The sequence below is a fragment of the Flavobacterium aquidurense genome, assembly GCF_002217195.1.
GTDB classification, from domain to species: Bacteria; Bacteroidota; Bacteroidia; order Flavobacteriales; family Flavobacteriaceae; genus Flavobacterium; species Flavobacterium frigidimaris.
Window position 1 is genome coordinate 52587 of sequence record NZ_MUGR01000034.1, and the last position, 19245, is coordinate 71831.

Here is a 19245-nt window from a genome sequence, read left to right on the forward strand (position 1 = left end):
TTAATGCCTTTCTATTCCCCCTTTGGGGGTTAGGGGGCTAATCTGCTATATTAGGATTTAACCACTTGCTTGCGTATTCAGTTGACACATTGCGTCGTTTAGCGTAATCGACTACCTGATCTTCTTTTATTTTTCCAAGTCCGAAGTATTTACTTTTCGGATTCCCAAAGTAATATCCGGAAACGGATGAAGCCGGCCACATCGCCATGCTTTCTGTAAGGGTCACTCCAATTTCGTCGGCTACATTCAAGAGTTTCCAGATTGTTGGTTTCTCTAAGTGATCCGGACAAGCCGGATATCCTGGCGCAGGACGAATTCCTTTATAATTTTCTTCGATCAAATCTTCTGTCGAAAGTGATTCTTCAGCATCATAACCCCAGAATTCCTGACGTACTTTTTCGTGCAGATATTCGGCGAAAGCCTCAGCAAAACGATCCGCTAATGCTTTAACCATAATAGAATTATAATCGTCAAGATCTTTTTCGAATTCGGCTGCCCATTCGTCTACACCAAAACCGGTTGTGACACAAAATGCGCCAATATAATCTGTGATTCCACTGTCTTTTGGCAGAATAAAATCAGACAAAGCAATGTTTGGTGCTCCTTTTGTTTTTTGTGACTGCTGACGAAGCGTTAAGAATTTCTCCAGCACTTTTCCGTTTTCATCACGCAATTCGATATCATCATCATCGATTTGATTCGCAGGGAAAATTCCGTAGATTCCTTTAGCAGATAATTTTTTCTCTGCCAGAATTACTTTCAACATCGCCTGAGCATCTGCAAAAACAGAAGTCGCCTGTTCTCCCACAACCTCATCCGTCAAGATCGCCGGATATTTCCCGAACAATTCCCAAGTTCTAAAAAACGGCGTCCAGTCGATATACGGAACCAAAACATCAAGATCTACTTCAATAATTTGCTTACCAATAAACTTTGGTTTAGTCGGAGTATATTCGTCCCAATCCAATTGTAATTTATTTTTACGCGCCTGCTCGATCGTCAGGAAGTTTTTATCTCTCGAACGATTCAAAAACGTTTCTCTAAACGCATCGTATTCAGCGCGAATGTCACTTGCGTATATTTTTCGGTTATGATCTAATAATTTTCCTGCAACGGTAACGGCTCTCGAAGCATCGTTTACGTGAATTACAGTTTCTCTATATTGAGGAGCGATTTTCACGGCTGTATGTGCGCGCGAAGTAGTTGCTCCACCAATCATAATCGGAATTTTAATTCCTTGTTTGTCTAATTCTTTGGCCAGATATACCATTTCGTCAAGCGAAGGAGTGATCAATCCGCTTAAACCAATAATGTCAACATTATGTTCAATGGCCGCAGCAATAATTTTTTCCGGAGGCACCATAACACCAAGATCTACAATCTCGTAGTTATTACAGGCCAAAACTACCGAAACAATATTTTTACCAATATCGTGAACGTCACCTTTTACGGTTGCAATTAGTATCTTGCCTGCCCCCCCCGCCCCCGAAGGGGGAGCTTCTAATGCATCTTTTATAGTAGCTAAAACTTTTTCTAATCCAGTTAAAACTTCTGTGTTTGTAAATCTTAACACTTGAAATCCTTGCTCATTCAACCATTTAGTTCTTTCTAAATCGCTTGCTACATTTTCAGGCAGTTGATGAATTAACCCATCAACTTCAATTATAATACGTTCTTTTAAACACACAAAATCCGCAATATAATCGCCTATAATATGTTGTCTCCTAAATTTATACCCTTCTAATTGTTTTCCGCTTAATTGGTCCCATAAAATCTTTTCAGTTTCAGTAGGTTTATTTCTCATATCCAAAGAAAACTGCTTCAACAATCCATAATTAATTGGATTTGCAGTTTCCCAATGTTGTGAGGTCTTAACTCCCCCTTCGGGGGCTGGGGGGCGTTTTTGCGCATCTATAAATGGTAACAAATACGCAACAGCTTTTTTCATTACACGTGCCGATTTTACAACCTGTGGCAAGAACATTTTTCCGCTTCCAAATAAATCTCCAACAACATTCATTCCCGTCATCAAGTTGATTTCGATAACTTCAATTGGTTTTACAGCTGCTAAACGTGCTTCTTCAACATCTATTTCTATAAAAGCATCGATTCCTTTTACCAATGAATGTGTAATTCGCTCCTGAACCGTTCCTAAACGCCATTCCTGAATTGCTTTTTCATCACTTTTTACTTCGCCTTTTACATTCTCAGCAAAATCTAAAAGTCGTTCCGTAGCATCATCACGTCTGTTTAGGATTACGTCTTCAACGTGTTCTAATAAATCTTTTGGAATATCATCATAAATCGAAAGCATTTCGGGATTTACGATTCCCATTGTCATTCCGTTCTGAATAGCATGATATAAAAACACTGAGTGCATTGCTTCACGGACGTGATCATTTCCTCTAAAAGAAAACGAAACATTACTTACTCCACCGCTAATATGCGCGTGTGGCAAATTTTCGCGAACCCATTTTGTACCTCTAAAAAAGTCCAAAGCATTTAAGCGATGTTCTTCCATTCCGGTTGCAACGGGAAAAATATTCAAATCGAAAATAATATCCTGCGGCGGAAAACCAACTTTATCAACTAAAATATCATACGAACGCTGACAAATCTCAACTCTACGTTCAAAATTATCGGCCTGACCCACTTCGTCAAAAGCCATGATAATCGCCGCAGCTCCGTATCGTTTGATTAATTTGGCGTGGTGAATAAAGGCTTCTTCGCCTTCTTTCAAAGAAATCGAGTTTACAACACTTTTTCCTTGTACTACTTTTAGACCCGCTTCAATGATTTCCCATTTCGAGCTGTCGATCATAATTGGCACTCTCGAAATATCCGGTTCTGATGCAATTAAATTCAGGAATTTTGTCATTGCCTGAACTCCATCAAGCATTCCTTCATCCATATTAATATCGATGATCTGTGCCCCTCCTTCTACTTGTTGTCTTGCAATATCAAGTGCCTCGTCATACTTCTCTTCCTTGATTAAGCGAAGGAATTTTCTTGATCCTGTTACATTCGTACGTTCTCCAATGTTTACAAAAACACTGGTTGGCGTAATAATCAACGGTTCTAATCCTGCTAATACAAGGTCTCTTCTATTTTCTGCCATTTCTTTTTAAGTTACTAAGGTCCTATCCCGATAGCTATCGGGACTAAAGGTTCTGAGTTTTTTATTCTATCTTTTTTAAGGTATTTTAACCTTTACTTTTTTATTTCAAATGGAACTTCTACCAGTGTTCTTTTATTTGAATGATATACTTTGATTTTCCAATCAGCTTGTGGTTTTTGATCAAAATAAAAAGCATATAATCCTCTTTCTGTGATTATTGCATCATTTTGATCCTCACTAAGCTTAATTTCATTATTATCCTTATCAAAAAATTTAATATCGATTAAATTAACCATATTTCCTTCAATCCAGAATACAATCTGATTTGTAGTGAATTCGATAACTTGTGATCCAAATGTTTTGGTCATAAATTCATCATCTTTTACAACTACTTCCAATAATCTGCCAGAATCTTTTGCTTCTTTTTCTTGTCCTTTTTTGCGATATTTTTTAACAACAGTATTATTAACTCTAAATATTTTAAAAGGCAATTGATCTGAAACTAAATTCTTGTCGACATCATCCTTTAAATTAAAACTAACCTCTGTTTCATTATTATTTTTCAGATAAGATAAAACTCCTTTGATCTGCTTAACATTTTTATTTTTAGCACTTTTAATCCAAAAATCCAATATTGCATTCTCTTTATCCACTCGTTTATATTCTGCAGAAGGAAAAAAAAGTCGAAGTCTATTTACAGAATCCCTCTCGTAAAGTAAATTCTCTTTTTTTTCATTAATTACATTTTCTATAGTTTTGATCTTAACATAACTATATTTTTCATTTGCCGGAATACTAAGTTGAATCTCATTTAATGGATATTCTTCAAAATTTTCAATATCCTCTCCATCATTCTTATAAATTGATATTTCCTGACTTTGTATTTTGTTACATGAAATTGCACTGAATAGAATTATAAATCCTAGATATTTTATCATTATTATGAACTTGTTTTAATTTTATTTGAAAAAAATTAGATTCTGCTTTTTTTTATTCGATAAAATTTAAGCAAGAACCGGCGCCACTCTTGGTTTATAATCCTTAGCGATTTCAGCAATTAAACGAATATGATCCGGAGTTGTTCCGCAACAGCCACCAATGATGTTGATTAAATTATCATCAAGATATTCTTTGATTAAAACCTGCATTTCTTCCGGTGTTTCGTCGTATTGTCCGAATGCGTTTGGTAAACCAGCATTTGGATGCGCCGAAATATTAAATTGCGTATGCTGTGATAATGTTTTTAAATATGGTTTCAACAAATCGGCTCCTAAAGCGCAATTGAAACCTACACTTAATAGCGGAATATGTGATACTGAAATTAGGAAAGCTTCTACGGTTTGTCCGGAAAGTGTTCTTCCTGAAGCATCAGTAATCGTTCCTGAAACCATAATTGGAATATCGATATTACGTTCTTCTTTTACTTCTTCGATAGCAAAAAGTGCCGCTTTTGCATTTAAGGTATCGAAAATAGTTTCTACTAAAAGCAAATCTGAACCTCCATCCATAAGTGCTTCTACTTGTTGTTTGTAAGCAATACGCAAATCATCAAACGTTACGGCTCTGTAACCCGGATCGTTTACATCTGGCGACATACTTGCGGTTCTGTTTGTTGGCCCGATAGAACCGGCTACGAAACGTGGTTTGTCCGGATTTTTGGCCGTAAATTCATTTGCTACTTCTCGGGCTAACTTAGCCGACTCGTAGTTTAGTTCGTAAACCAAATCTTCCAGGAAATAGTCGGCCATACCGATCGTAGTTCCTGAAAAAGTGTTGGTTTCTACGATATCTGCACCTGCTTCATAATAAGCGGCGTGGACATCGCGGATTGCTTGTGGTTGTGTTATGGATAGTAAATCGTTGTTTCCTTTTAAGGGATGCGGAAAATCCTTGAAACGCTCTCCACGAAAATCTTCTTCGGAGAAATTATAGCGCTGCAGCATTGTTCCCATTGCTCCGTCAAGGATTAGGATATTTTTTTTTATTGCTTCCTGAATTGTTATTGCCATGTCTTTTATCTTTTAGCTGCTAAGGTGCTGAGACACTAAGATGCTAAGTTTTTTATTCTATTATAAACATACCTAACAGGTTTTGAAAACCTGTTAGGATACGTATTTTTGATTCACATTAATTCCAAAAAATCACTATTGTAAGCTAATTAGCCCCGATTACTTCACTTAGCTTCTATTTTCATAGGAGTTCAGTGAACTTTGTTTAAGCCGGTATCCTCGTAGTGAAACGGAGAGATATAGGCAAAAGCGGGAACGATGACTGCAAAAAATGCGTCAATGATTCGCTCATAATACTGAATTCAGTAAAATAATATTGTATGGTTGTCAGGAAGAGTTTTGGGAAATACTTTATGTATTTGTGTTATCTATCTTAAATACTATGAATTAGTATTAAGTAGAATTTAGCACCTTCTTTAAGATAAAGGGTTGCTAAGGTTTCATCGGGTCTATCCCTCCGCCTTTCGTGATAACTTTCAATAATTTTAAGAACAGGGCAAAGGTATGAAATCAACATTCGATTTGCAAGTGTTTTTTTTTAAGTTTCTGAGGTTCTGTGTTGCTAAGGTTCTAAGATTAAAAAAAAAAGAGGCTATCCCGAGGCTTCGGGACTAAGAGACTGAGTTTAATGTTTTGCTTACATTAAAAACTCCAGCGGAGCGTAATATTTATAGCCAATAATTACATCAGTTAAAGAGAGCTCCAGAGGAGCGATATCTTATTATCATAATATCAATATGCCACCCCGATGGGATTTTTCCGCATCATTATTTTAACTTCTATAAATGTAACATCCCTCTGGGATTTAAATATAGCACTAAAAAAAACCCAAACTATAAAAGTTTGGGCTTTCTATATAAAAATCTTAGAATCTTAGTTCCTTAGAAACTCAGAACCTTAAATAATAGCCTTAACTACCGCTTTTGGAGCTTCTTTACGAGTTCCGTCGAAACCATCTACTCCAGAAACTGTTGTATATTTTAATACATATTTTTTACCCGGATTGATGATTTGGTAGGCTGCCTGACACATCAAAGTTGCTTCGTGGAAACCACAAAGGATCAACTTTAATTTTCCTGGATAAGTATTAACATCCCCAATAGCAAAGATTCCCGGAATATTAGTCTGGTAATCTAATGCGTTGTTTACTTTAATCGCATTTTTCTCAATCTCTAATCCCCAGTCTCCAATTGGACCTAACTTTGGCGTTAATCCGAAAAGTGGAATAAAATAATCTGTTTCGATTTTACGGTGTGCACCGTTTTCTTCGATATCTAATGACTCAATGTGTTCAGCACCATTGATTCCGATTACTTCTGCCGGTGTAATTAATTTAATTTTACCGGATGTTTTTAGTTCCTGTACTTTTTCTACAGAATCTAAAGCTCCTCTAAATTCATTTCTACGGTGAATCAAAGTTACTTCTGAAGCTACATTTGCAAGGAAAATACTCCAGTCTAATGCTGAATCTCCTCCTCCGGCAATTACAACTCTTTTGTCTCTGAATTTTTCCGGATTTTTGATGAAGTATTTTACTCCTTTATTTTCATAAAACTCGATATCCTCAATAAGTGGCTTGCGTGGCTCAAAACTTCCTAAACCTCCCGCAATAGCGATAACCGGTGCGTGAAATTTAGTTCCTTTATTTGATGTTACAATGAAACTTCCGTCTTCTTGTTTTTCGATCGTTTCAGCGCGTTCTCCTAATGTATAACCTGGCTCAAATTGTTTAATTTGCTCTTGTAGGTTATCAATCAAATCTCCTGCTAAAACTTCCGGGAATCCAGGAATATCATAAATAGGTTTTTTGGGATACAATTCTGAAAGTTGTCCTCCTGCTTGTGGTAAAGCATCTAAAATATGACATTTTAATTTTAATAATCCTGCCTCGAAAACGGCAAATAAACCTGTTGGTCCTGCTCCAATTATAAGTATATCTGTTTTAATCATTATGTTGTTGTTTATAATCATTCTTAATAATGCAAAGAAACGAATAATTTATTCTTCTGCCAATGATTTTTATCATTGATTTCTTTGGTGGATTTTTTTACTCTTTATTTTTTAATGAAGCCGTAATCTCGTTCATCTTTTTAACTTTATCTTCAAAATTACCTTTGAGTGTCTTCCTGTATTCATTGAGGTTTTCGACCATTTTGTTGATATCCTCCGGAATTACTTCTTCAAAAAACTCCCGTAATCTTTTGGCGGTTGTGGGTGATTTTCCGTTAGTCGAAATGGCGATTTTTACATTTCCTTTCGTTACGATTCCACCTAAATAGTAATCACATAAGTCTGGCGTATCGGCAATATTGCAAATCAAATAACGCTTTCGGGACAAATCGTATACCTTTTTATTGACTTTTAAATCATCAGTACAAGCGATTACCATGTGCCGTTTTTTGAGCATCTTTTTCTTAAACTTCGATTTTGTCAATTGAATAGAAGGATGTTTTTCTGCCAGGACCTTTATTTCTAAATGGAAATTTGGCGCTACAACCTCAACATTTGCATTTGGACTCGACTTTAGCAAAAAAGAGAGCTTTTCTAATCCAACATTTCCCCCACCCACAATCAGAACATTTAGATTGTGAAGTTTTAAGAATATTGGATATAATTCATTCTGTTCCATTTTAATTTATTTTCATCTAATCAAAATTAGATGATTTTTCATTACCAATATATAGTTCTTACGGATCTTTATCTTGCGATTTCCGTTGATAGAAATTCTTCGTAAAAACCTTTTAATTTATTGCTTTCGCGAACAACTTCTCCCAGAACAATAATTGCTGGAGAACTTAATTGCTTTTCTTTTACAATCTCTAAAATTGAATCTACTGTTCCTACGCCTACTTTTTCTTCGGCTGTTGTTCCGTTTTGAATGATAGCGACAGGTAAATTTCCTTTATTTTCTTTTTGAAACAAATCGATAATTTGAGGCAATTTGTGCATTCCCATCAAAATAACAATCGTTGCAGAAGATTGAGCAGCCAGCGCCACATCTGAAGATAATTTTCTATCTGAAGTTGTCCCTGTAATAGCCCAAAAACTTTCTGAAACTCCTCTTTTGGTAATCGAAATTCCCTGACTTGCCGGAACTGCCACTACCGAAGATATTCCCGGAACTACAACTGTTGGGATTCCGAAACTTTCTATAAACTCTATTTCTTCACTTCCACGTCCAAAAATAAATGGGTCTCCACCTTTTAAACGCACCACATTTCCATAAGTCAATGCATTATCAACAATCAACTGATTGATTTGGTCTTGTGTATAAGCGTGGTTTCCTATTTTTTTTCCAACAAAAATCCGGATGGCATTTTTAGGAGCGTGTGCTAATATTTCGTCATTCGCCAATGCATCGTACAAAACAACATTCGCTTCAGCTAGTGCTTTTACGGCTTTGAGCGTAATCAAATCCGGATCTCCGGGACCTGCGCCAACTAAAGTTACTTTGGGTTGTATTGTATTAAGCATTTGCTAATTCTTGAGCTCTGTATTTTTCTATGGTATCAAAAAATGAAATTCCTTCCTGAATGTATTGTTTTGCAAATGCTTCTGAAGGCTCAGTTTTATTGATTTGATATACTAATTCTTTGAATGTTACCGGCAATTGAATTTTATCAGTTGTAATGAAAACAGTATCAAATAAATCAACAATTCCTGCGTGATTATTTGTTTTTTCGTTTTCAGAAAGCAATAACGCTTTTGCACCATTTACAAATCCTGCATAAGCATGGTAAATAGCATCTGACCATTTTCCTTCGTCGAAAGATTCTTGTGCGAATGTCAATTTGTCTTTGGCTTCTAATAGTAAAGTAGCAACCAAATCAATCACAACACCTGCACATTCTCCAACTCCAACTGCTTTTACGTAGTTATCAGCATTACCCCAATCTACAAAATCAGCTTCTGTCAGATTAGTTACGTCTGCGAAAGGTTTTAAAATTTCATAGAAATATTTCTCTCCTTTCAGATCATAATAATTAAGGAATTTTTCGCCGTTTGCATTGGCATCAAAATCATTTAAGATAGTACGTAACGCATCCGGCCCTCTACGACTTGGGATTTTGATTACTTTATCTGCAAAACGTCCTGATCCGTTTCCTAATCTTCCTCCGCCTAATAAAACCTGTAATGCCGGAGCTACTAATTTCCCTGAATTAATTGACATTCCCTGAAAACCAATTGCAGACATATTGTGTTGTCCACACGCATTCATACAACCACTAATTTTGATTTCGATTTCGCGGTTGTTCAAATATTGAGGGTATTCTGCATTCAGTACTTTTTCTAATTCTTCGGCTATTCCCGTACTGCTCGCAATTCCTAAATTACAGGTATCTGTTCCCGGACAAGCTGTAATATCTGCTGTTGAATTGTATCCTAAATCAACAAAGTTCAACTTGGCTAATTCCTGATAAAAGAAAGGTAGATTTTCTTCTTTTACGTGACGGATTACAATATTCTGACGCAATGAAAAACGCAGTTCATTCGCTGCATAATTTTTAATTAAATCAGCCAATAATCTTGCTTTATCAGTATAAAAATCCCCTAATAAAACTTTAATACCAATAGCATAATAACCTGTTTGTTTTTGTGCAATTACGTTTGATTTTTTCCATGCTTCATAAGCTGCAGCATCTTCAATAGTTACTGAAGGAGCTGTTAATAATGGTTCCGGAATTGGCGCATCAAAAGCAGTCGTATCAATTTCATAAGTTTCAAAAGCGATTGCTTTTTTCTCTTTTTCTACCAAATCCATGAAAACATCTCTTCCCATTTCTTTGATTAAAAATTTCATACGCGCTTTCATTCTTTTTGCACGTTCTCCGTATCTGTCAAAAATACGAATCACACCTTCTGCAGTTGGAATGATTTGGTTTACCGGTACGAATTCTGCTAACAATTCTGCATGTGCCGGCTGAGATCCTAAACCTCCGCCTAGCATGATTTTGAAACCACGAACGCCATCTACCACTTTTGGAATAAATCCTAAATCGTGCAAATAACTCAAAGCAGTATCTTCATCAGATGACGAGAACGAAATTTTGAATTTACGTCCCATTTCCTGACAAATTGGGTTTCTTAATAAATATTGAAATAAAGCATGTGCATAAGGCGAAACATCAAATGGTTCGTTTACATCTACACCTGCCAATTCGCTTCCTGTAATATTTCTTACGGTATTACCACATGCTTCACGCAAGGTAACATCGTCTTTAGCCAAATTTGCCCAAAGTTCCGGAGTTCTGTCTAAACTTACATAGTGAATCTGAATGTCCTGACGTGTTGTAATGTGCAAACGTCCTGTAGAATACTCATCAGAAACTTTAGTAATACGTACTAATTGCTCGCTCGTTACTTTACCGTAAGGTAACTTGATACGAATCATCTGAACGCCTTCCTGACGTTGTCCGTAAATTCCACGCGCTAAACGAAGGCTACGAAAACGTTCATCATCAATTTTTCCTCCACGGAATAAATGAATCTTTTTTTCTAAATCGATGATCTCTTTCTGAACGATCGGATTTTCTATTTCTGTTCTAAAACTTTCCATTTTTTTTTTGATGCTTTAGGCTTTAAGCTTTAGGCTATAAGCTTTTTAAACTTTGTATTTTTCTTGCTTCAGGCTTTAGGCAATAGGCTCTAAGCTTCTTGCATGCCTTTTTATACGTTTTTTGCTAAAAGCTTACAGCTTATTGCTTATTGCTTACAGCAGTAAAACTACCTAATAAATCCAACTCCAGCGGTGGTATTGGTTGCTGCATCAATTAAGATAAAAGCTCCGTTTGATTTATTATCATTATAGGCATCAAAATATAATGGCTTGCTTAATTTGATGCTTACTTCTCCTATTTCGTTTATGGCTAATTGCGAAGCTTCTGTCGTTCCTGAATAATCAGTTGAGATCGTATTTTTGATGCTTTCAACTTTTGCCAAAACTGAATTGGTATTATGCTGTACTATATATTTTGTTCCTGCAACCAGTTTTTTACTGTCCATCCAGCAAACGGTTGTATTGATTTCTTTTTCAATTTTCGGAAGTTCTGATGATTTCACAATCATATCGCCTCTCGTTACATTGATGTCATTTTCTAATTCGATTGTGATCGAAGAACCTGCAACAGCTTCATCAAATGTTTTATCGAAAAAGTGAATTTTTGATACTTTTGATTCGGTTAAAGAAGGTAAAACTGTTACTGCATCTCCCACTTTAATTGAGTTTCCGTATAATTTTCCTGCGTAACCTCTAAAGTCATGATATTCTTCTGTCTTTGGACGGATAACAGTCTGAACCGGAAAACGTGCTTTTCCTGTTTCGAAAACATCATCAGCGTCTAATCCTTCTAAATGTTCTAAAACGGTTTGACCAGTGTACCAAGGCATATCTTTTGACTGATCTACTACGTTTCCGCCATTGATTGCACTTAACGGAATATAACTTACGTTTTGTTCTTTAAAAGTACTTTTAGCATTTAAAGCCTGAAAATCTGCTTTGATTTTATTGTAAACTTCTTCAGAATAATCAACTAAATCCATTTTATTGATCGCAACAATTACCTCTTTTACTCTCAATAAATTATTGATAAAAAAGTGACGGTATGTTTGCTCAATTACCCCTTTTCTGGCATCAATTAAAATAATAGAAACCTGAGAAGTCGAAGCTCCTGTAACCATGTTTCTGGTATATTCTACGTGACCCGGTGTATCGGCAATAATGTAACTTTTCTTTGCAGTCGAAAAATAAATATGTGCAACATCAATCGTGATTCCCTGCTCTCTTTCTGCTACCAATCCGTCAGTCGCCAGCGAGAAATCAAGGTAATCATATCCTTTTTGTTTGCTGCTTTTTTCGATTGCTTCTATTTTGTCCGTTGTCAATGATTTTGTATCGTACAATAATCTTCCGATCAAAGTACTTTTCCCGTCATCTACACTTCCTGCTGTTGCTATTTTTAAAACTTCCATAAGCCCCTCCCCAGCCCTCCCCAAAAGGAAGGGAGCTGAGATATATTTTAAATTATTACTAGTTTTCGTTTTTCCTAATTTTCCCATTATTCCCCCTTCGGGGGTTAGGGGGCTTAAAAGTACCCTTGTTGTTTTCTTTTCTCCATTGCGGCTTCAGAACGTTTGTCGTCGATTCTGGCTCCTCTTTCAGAAATAGTTGATTCTCTGATTTCTCCAACAACTTCTTTAATTGTTGCAGCATAAGAATCAACAGCAGCAGTACAAGTCATATCTCCAACGGTTCTGAAACGAACAATTCTTTCTTCGATTTGTTCGTCTTCTTCCTGATACACAAAAGGAGAATGCGACCAGATCAAACCGTCTCTCAAAAAAACTTTTCTTTTATGTGAAAAATAGATCGATGGAATCTCGATGTGTTCTTTTTCGATATAACTCCAAACATCTAATTCTGTCCAGTTTGAAATTGGGAAAACACGAACATTTTGACCATTTTCTATTTTTCCGTTCAAAATATCAAATAACTCCGGACGCTGATTTTTTTCATCCCATTGACCGAAATCATCACGAACTGAAAAAATACGTTCCTTAGCTCTTGCTTTTTCTTCATCACGACGCGCACCACCAATACAAGCATCAAACTTAAATTCTTCGATAGCATCTAAAAGTGTGATTGTCTGCAAGCTGTTTCTACTGGAATATTTTCCGGTTTCTTCAACTACTTTTCCTTCATCAATAGCGTCCTGAACATTACGAACAATTAGTTCTAATCCTAATTCCTCAACCAGTTTATCTCTGAAAGCAATTGTTTCAGGAAAATTGTGTCCCGTATCAACGTGTAAAAGAGGAAACGGAATTTTTGCAGGAAAAAATGCTTTTTGTGCCAAACGCACCAATGTTATAGAATCTTTTCCTCCGGAAAAAAGTAAAACAGGCTTGTCAAATTGCGAGATTACTTCTCTGAAAATGTATATCGCTTCACTCTCTAAAGCGTTTGTTTTTAATACTGAACTTGAACTCATTTGATATTTTATTTAATGCTTGACAGTTTTTTAGTTTCAAATCGCTGTGAGTTTGATCTAAAACCTCTAAACTATCGTTATTCTGTGTTTTTTGTTTCTGTCTTTTTCAACGGATTTCAATCCGTTGTTATCATCAATCTCGATAGGGTTAATCCCGAAACCTTGTCGTCTCTTTATCACCACCATCGGGTTAAAACCCAACGCTACAATATGAACCGTTCCGCCGGAACTTTAAATCTATATTCTTTTTTCTTGATTCTATTTCCTTTACTCTATTCTCTTTGCTCTTTATTCTTTCTTCGCGCTGTGCAAACCACATTCTTTATGACTTGATTCCCACCACCATCTTCCGGCTCTAATATCTTCACCAGGGAAAATCGCTCTTGTACATGGTGCACAACCTATACTGACGAAGCCTTGTTTGTGCAATGCATTTTGAGGAACATTGTTTTCTGATAAATAGGTTTCAACTTCTTCTAAAGTCCATTTTAATAACGGGTTGAACTTTATAATTTCGAAACCTCCGTCGTATTCAAACAACTGCAAGTCGTTTCGATTCTCAGATTGTTCAGCTCGTAAACCTGTAATCCAAACTGAATTTCCTGCCAAAGCTTTTCTTAATGGAACCACTTTACGAATAAAACAGCATTCTTTTCTATTTTCGACTGAATCATAAAAGCTGTTTGGTCCTTTTTGTTTCAATAGGTTTTCTACTGACGCTGCTTCAGGAAAATAAACTTCTATTTGTTTTTTGTATTTTTTTAATGTCTTGTGAAAAACATCATAAGTCTCCTGAAACAATCTCCCCGTGTCTAATGTAAAAATGCTTATATCCTGATTACTTTTTGCAATAAAATCAGTGATTACCTGATCTTCCTGACCAAAAGAAGTCGAGAAGATTACTTTTCCCGGATATTCATTTGCTATAAAAGCCAGCGTTTCTTCCAGCGAAAAATCTTTTGTTTTATCTAATAATGATTCTATAATCGTCGCACTCATAATCTCTTTCTTTCCTTTTCTAAAAAATATTTACAATAATTTTAGACAATGTTTTCAAACTCAATAATATAATTAATACTCCAACTGCCACCATCATTGGTTTTCTCTTGATTCTATTTACCAGATAAGCTCCTAATGGCGCTGCAATTACTCCTCCTAAAATCAAACCTATAATAACCTGCCAACCGTGAATTCCTCCAAAAAGCATAAAAGTAATTCCACTTGCAAACGAAATCGCAAATTCTGCCGCATTTACAGAACCTATTGTATATCTTGGGTTTCTGCCTCTTCCTAATAATGTAGAAGTTACAATTGGTCCCCAGCCACCACCGCCAACAGCATCCATAAAACCTCCGAAAGTTGCCAGAATACCTAATTTCTTAGTTTTCTTTTTAACGATTGTTTTTGTTAATGCTTTTTTAATAATGACAACTGCCAACACAATCATATAAACTGCAATAAATGGCTTTATAACATCTCCATTAATAACATCAGACAATAAATAAGCGCCGGCAACTGAACCTAAAACTCCCGGAATTAATAAATTCTTTACGAGCTTTTTATTGATATTTCCAAATTTATGATGCGATATCGCTGAAGCTCCTGTAGTAAACATTTCTGCAACGTGAACTCCTGTGCTACTGATTACTGGCGGAACTCCGTAAGCCAATAAAAACGAAGTTGAAGTCGCCCCATAACCCATTCCTAAAGTCCCGTCTACCAGTTGAGCAAAAGCTCCAATTGCAAAAAACACTAAAAAATTCTGATCAAATCCCTCAACAAACCCATTCCAGGAAAAATCTGCATGATGATTATACATTAGTGTAACTAACAAACCTGCTAATAAAATAACAGGAATTACAACCCATAACTTTGCATTTATTGCGGTATAAGCCTTAATACCAATATTATTTATTTTTAATTCTTTTTCCATATTCATGGCTTGGTTTTTAGCTTAGAAAACTATTACCCTATCGGCTTAATAGATTACTATGCAAAATTAGTACTTATTTCTAAATATCAAAACATTATTCCATTTTTTTACAACTCTAATCCTCTTTTGATCAAGCAAATACCAACTTCAAATAATATAACAAATTGGCTTCTGAAGTTAAAAATCGTATCAGACTGTATTCCAACAAGATAAAAACTATAATGATATTCATTTGCAAATATAACATTTTAAAGTCTACCAAATCCATAGGATTATTATAAAATTGTTCTTATTTTTACAGCAAATTTTTATTCATGGATTTTCACATAGGTCTTGTAATTGCCGGTTTAGTAGTAGGTTTCGTGGTTGGATTAACAGGTGTTGGCGGCGGATCATTAATGACTCCTATTTTGTTATGGTTTGGCATTTCTCCAACAACCGCGGTTGGCACCGATTTACTATATGCTGCTTTTACGAAAATGGGAGGCGTATTTGTACATCATAAAAAAGGCAATATCAATTGGAAAATTACCGGCTGGCTTACTTTAGGAAGTGTCCCTGCAGCCTTGTTGACTTTATGGATATTAAACAGCATCAAAACGGATATCTCGACCATCAATGCGGTTATAAAATACAGCCTGGGATGGGCATTGCTTTTTACCTCAATTGCCATTTTATTCAAAAAGAGATTATTAGTATACTCTCAAAAACATGCCGGCGATAAATTTCATAGCGAAAGCCATACTCAAAACATGCTGACTATCGGGATTGGTGTGTTGTTGGGTGCAACCGTAACATTAACTTCTATTGGTGCCGGAGCATTAGGTACCGTTACTTTATTTTTCCTGTATCCGCTTTTACCAACACCTCGTTTGGTGGGAACTGAGATCGCACATGCCGTTCCTTTGACTCTTGTTGCAGGAATTGGACACGCCTCAATGGGAAATTTAGATTTAATTTTATTAGGTCAGCTATTATTAGGATCGCTTCCGGGAATTTTTGTTGGGAGCATGTTAAGCGGAAAAGTACCTGATGCTTTCCTTAGAAACGCTATTGCGATAATGCTTTTCTTAGCGGGATATAAATTGATTTTTTAATTTCTCCACCATATAAGTTATATAAGTTCATTTAATATAAGCTTATAAAACTACCTGTATAAAGCAAAAATTATATTGCCTTATATGACTAATATGTTTTTAAATTTTCTTTAAAACGCAATATCTGCCAAAGAATTACTTTCTAATATTTTTAAAGTATTGTCACGAACTTCCATCATTAGACGTCTTGCTGCACAAGTAGTTTCGTCATCGCAATCATCGCATCTTTCATAAAAATTATGACTGGCACATGGCAACAATGCAATTGGACCTTCAAGAATACGGTAGACTTTTGCCATACTAATATCCTTTGGGTCTTTTATCAAATAATAACCTCCGCCTTTTCCTTTTTTGGCTCCCAGGAAACCGGAATTTCTAAGCAATAACAATATGCTTTCTAAGAATTTTATCGAAATATGTTCGCTTTTAGCAATTTCGGCAATCTGTACAGGTTCATTATTTTCACGTCTGGCTAAATAAGTTAAAGCTTTAATTCCGTATTTTGTTTTCTTTGAAAGCACTTATATATATTTTAGATTGTAGCATGCAGATTTTAGATTTATTTCTAAAATTACAAACTTCATATTTTTCTGCAACAAAAATAAGCTTTTTGAATGAGAAAAATAACACAATCAAAAACTAAGTTCTACTAAATTAGTATAGTTTAAATAAATCCAAATAAAAAAGGCTTTTTAACTGTAGACAAACTACAGTCAAAAAGCCTTTTTCTAATCTATTACCAACATTTGATCTAAAAATCAAATATCTAATTTATTTAAGAAAGTGCCTGATCTAAATCGGCGATAATATCTTTTACGGTTTCCAGACCTACAGAAACACGCACTAAACCTTCCGTAATTCCAACAGCCAACTTTTCTTCAACAGATAATTTACTGTGTGTTGTTGATGCCGGGTGTGTTACAATCGTTTTTACGTCTCCAATATTTGCCGAAAGTGAACATAATTTTATCTTATCCAAAAATTTCCTTCCCGCTTCAATTCCGCCTTTAATTTCAATTGCAATAATGTTACCGCCTAAAAGCATTTGTTTTTTGGCGATTTCATACTTTGGATGTGATTTTAAGAATGGATATTTCACACTGTTTACATTTGGGTGACTTTCTAAAAACTCAGCCACTTTTAGAGCATTTTCGCAATGTTTGTCTACACGAACTGCCAAAGTCTCTAAACTTTTCGACAAAACCCAAGCGTTAAATGGCGACATTGCCGGTCCCGTATTTCTTGAAAATAAATATATTTTACGAATCAACTCTGCATTTCCAACTGCAACTCCTCCTAAAACACGGCCTTGTCCGTCTATTAATTTTGTTGCAGAGTGAATTACTATATCAGCGCCGTATTTAATTGGCTGCTGAATATATGGTGTAGCAAAACAATTGTCGATAATTAAAATTAAATTGTGCTTTTTTGCTATTTGACCTAACAACTCTAAATCAATTACATCTACACCAGGATTTGTTGGTGTTTCAGCGTATAAAATTTTGGTATTGGGTTTAATAAAACTCTCAATCGTTTCCGGTTTATTAATGTCAAAATACGTTGTTTCGATATTCCATTTTGGAAAATAAGTCATAAACAACGCGTGTGTAGATCCAAAAACGCTTCCTGCAGAAACAATATGATCTCCTGATTCCAGCAATGCTGCAAAAGTCGAATATATCGCAGCCATTCCGGTTGCAAAAGCATAACCAGATTCAGCACCTTCCATAGCACAAACTTTATCTACAAACTCGGTTGTATTCGGGTTGCTGAAACGGGAATAAATATTACGTACTTTTTCTTCTGTAAAAGAAGCTCTCATATCCTCTGCATCCTCAAATACAAAACTTGATGATAAATATAATGGAGTAGAATGTTCCTGAAATTGGGTTTTTTCTAAATGTGTTCTTATGGCTAAAGTTTCAAAGCCAAATTCTTCTTCGTTCATTGTGTGTTTTTTTGTTTTTTTGTTTCAGGTTTCAAGTTTTGCGTCTTACGGTTAGCAAAAACAAAACTTAAAATCTAAACTAAAACGAGTCAATGTCATTTATACCCGATCTGAGCATTATCTAATTCTCAAATTGACTCATTTTCTAATTTATAATTCTTCGTTGTTCAGAACAACTTTATACTTTATTGTAGCCGTTGGCTCAACCGTTTTGGCTACTGAACAATATTTTTCGAAAGAAAGCTGTGCTGCTTTTTTTGCCTTTTCCGGATTGATGTCACCTTCTAAATAAAAAACCACATTGATTTCTTTAAAAGGTGTTGCCTCTCCAACTTTTACGCGTTCTCCTTCTACCTCAGCATTAAATGCCTTTATTTCCTGACGTTGTTTCTTTAATATCGAAATCATATCAATCGCGCTGCATCCCGCAACACCCATTAACACCAATTCCATTGGACTTGCACCTAAATCGCTTCCGCCAAATTCGGCTCTGCTATCAACATCAACTACATGTCCACGTTCATTTTTGAGTTTAAAATGAAACGCGTCGTTTACTCTGTTTAAGGTTACTTTCATGTTTTTTGTTTTCCTAAGTTATTTGTCTTTTTTGTCTAATTTATTCCAATATTCTAAAACCTGCTTTTTAGATGCTGCATCTAAAGATTTAAAATTAGGAGAAAATTTATCTGTTTTAAAATCATCAGAAACACTTGATTCAATCGTGTAAAATTGATCTTTTTGCGAAAAAATCAAATGAACGGACTGCTGTTTGAAATCTGAATCATATAATCCGTAAATAAAAAGAGCATCAACACTCTTGTCTTTATTATAATCACCAAAAGCTTTTCTGCTTCCCCAGGCCGAAATGATTCCGTTATGATTGACTTCAAGAATAGATTTTACGATCCATTTATCATTGACTTTTGTAAACCGCTGAAAATACATTTTATCAGGATTCGCATTTTTTTCAATCTTCGAAAAAATAAATACATTATCCTCATTTCCAACAGCACTCACTTCGTCTATCTGAATCGCTCTAATTCCTTTATAAGGAAAAACATCTTGCGTATAACTGTCTTTATTTCTAATAACGTTAGAAATCTGAGCAGTAATAATATTCGAGAACAGTAATAAAATCAGTAATTTTTTCAT

Annotated in this window: 16 protein-coding genes and 1 riboswitch; of the genes, 1 reads left to right on the plus strand and 15 read right to left on the minus strand. The window is 35.4% G+C overall.

The annotated features are described in order from the left end of the window. Nucleotides 1-37 precede the first annotated feature (37 nt). From B0A67_RS16815 to B0A67_RS16865, 11 genes are all read right to left on the minus strand, one after another. On the minus strand, nucleotides 38-3118 hold the full coding sequence (locus B0A67_RS16815; protein WP_072954678.1) for a vitamin B12 dependent-methionine synthase activation domain-containing protein: 3081 nt from the start codon (nucleotides 3116-3118) through the stop codon (nucleotides 38-40). Between the two features lie 92 nt (nucleotides 3119-3210). Beyond that, entirely contained in the window at nucleotides 3211-4056 is an 846-nt protein-coding gene (locus B0A67_RS16820) for a hypothetical protein (RefSeq protein ID WP_072954681.1), read from the minus strand. 66 nt (nucleotides 4057-4122) lie between these two features. Beyond that, nucleotides 4123-5127: a homocysteine S-methyltransferase family protein gene (locus B0A67_RS16825; protein ID WP_072954683.1), complete on the minus strand. Its 1005-nt coding sequence runs from the start codon at nucleotides 5125-5127 to the stop codon at nucleotides 4123-4125. Between the two features lie 361 nt (nucleotides 5128-5488). Next, nucleotides 5489-5603, minus strand: a riboswitch (SAM riboswitch). Nucleotides 5604-6024: 421 nt separating this feature from the next. Then, nucleotides 6025-7077 (minus strand): NAD(P)/FAD-dependent oxidoreductase, encoded by a 1053-nt coding sequence (locus B0A67_RS16830; RefSeq protein WP_072954686.1) that lies wholly within the window; start codon nucleotides 7075-7077, stop codon nucleotides 6025-6027. A 97-nt stretch (nucleotides 7078-7174) separates the two neighbouring features. Next, nucleotides 7175-7756, minus strand: coding sequence for a precorrin-2 dehydrogenase/sirohydrochlorin ferrochelatase family protein (locus B0A67_RS16835; RefSeq protein WP_072954690.1), 582 nt, complete (start codon nucleotides 7754-7756; stop codon nucleotides 7175-7177). Between the two features lie 68 nt (nucleotides 7757-7824). After that, nucleotides 7825-8601: a uroporphyrinogen-III C-methyltransferase gene (gene cobA, locus B0A67_RS16840; RefSeq protein ID WP_072954693.1), complete on the minus strand. Its 777-nt coding sequence runs from the start codon at nucleotides 8599-8601 to the stop codon at nucleotides 7825-7827. Continuing rightward, the gene (locus B0A67_RS16845) at nucleotides 8594-10684 is read right to left on the minus strand and encodes a HEPN domain-containing protein (protein ID WP_072954696.1); all 2091 of its coding nucleotides are present in this window, start codon (nucleotides 10682-10684) and stop codon (nucleotides 8594-8596) included. The genes cobA and B0A67_RS16845 overlap by 8 nt, the downstream gene beginning before the upstream one ends. Before the next feature lie 167 nt (nucleotides 10685-10851). Then, nucleotides 10852-12096, minus strand: coding sequence for a sulfate adenylyltransferase subunit 1 (locus B0A67_RS16850; protein WP_072955552.1), 1245 nt, complete (start codon nucleotides 12094-12096; stop codon nucleotides 10852-10854). Between the two features lie 113 nt (nucleotides 12097-12209). Continuing rightward, nucleotides 12210-13115: a sulfate adenylyltransferase subunit CysD gene (gene cysD, locus B0A67_RS16855; RefSeq protein WP_072954699.1), complete on the minus strand. Its 906-nt coding sequence runs from the start codon at nucleotides 13113-13115 to the stop codon at nucleotides 12210-12212. A 288-nt stretch (nucleotides 13116-13403) separates the two neighbouring features. Further along, complete coding sequence (locus tag B0A67_RS16860; protein WP_072954702.1) at nucleotides 13404-14114, minus strand: phosphoadenylyl-sulfate reductase; 711 nt, start codon at nucleotides 14112-14114, stop codon at nucleotides 13404-13406. 19 nt (nucleotides 14115-14133) lie between these two features. After that, entirely contained in the window at nucleotides 14134-15054 is a 921-nt protein-coding gene (locus B0A67_RS16865) for a sulfite exporter TauE/SafE family protein (protein WP_242670980.1), read from the minus strand. Nucleotides 15055-15362: 308 nt separating this feature from the next. On the opposite strand from B0A67_RS16865, the gene B0A67_RS16870 reads away from it, so the two are divergent. Then, nucleotides 15363-16145 (plus strand): sulfite exporter TauE/SafE family protein, encoded by a 783-nt coding sequence (locus B0A67_RS16870; RefSeq protein ID WP_072954705.1) that lies wholly within the window; start codon nucleotides 15363-15365, stop codon nucleotides 16143-16145. A 110-nt stretch (nucleotides 16146-16255) separates the two neighbouring features. Here the strand turns inward: B0A67_RS16870 and B0A67_RS16875 are convergent, their stop codons facing one another. The 4 genes from B0A67_RS16875 to B0A67_RS16890 all read right to left on the minus strand — a co-directional run bounded on the left by B0A67_RS16875 (nucleotide 16256) and on the right by B0A67_RS16890 (nucleotide 19245). Further along, entirely contained in the window at nucleotides 16256-16666 is a 411-nt protein-coding gene (locus tag B0A67_RS16875; RefSeq protein WP_055097114.1) for an RrF2 family transcriptional regulator, read from the minus strand. Nucleotides 16667-16920: 254 nt separating this feature from the next. After that, nucleotides 16921-18093 carry a trans-sulfuration enzyme family protein gene (locus tag B0A67_RS16880; RefSeq protein WP_072954709.1) on the minus strand — a complete coding sequence of 391 codons (1173 nt, stop codon included), beginning with the start codon at nucleotides 18091-18093 and terminating at the stop codon, nucleotides 16921-16923. Nucleotides 18094-18243: 150 nt separating this feature from the next. Continuing rightward, entirely contained in the window at nucleotides 18244-18669 is a 426-nt protein-coding gene (locus B0A67_RS16885; protein WP_072954712.1) for an OsmC family protein, read from the minus strand. An 18-nt stretch (nucleotides 18670-18687) separates the two neighbouring features. Beyond that, entirely contained in the window at nucleotides 18688-19245 is a 558-nt protein-coding gene (locus B0A67_RS16890; RefSeq protein WP_072954715.1) for a hypothetical protein, read from the minus strand.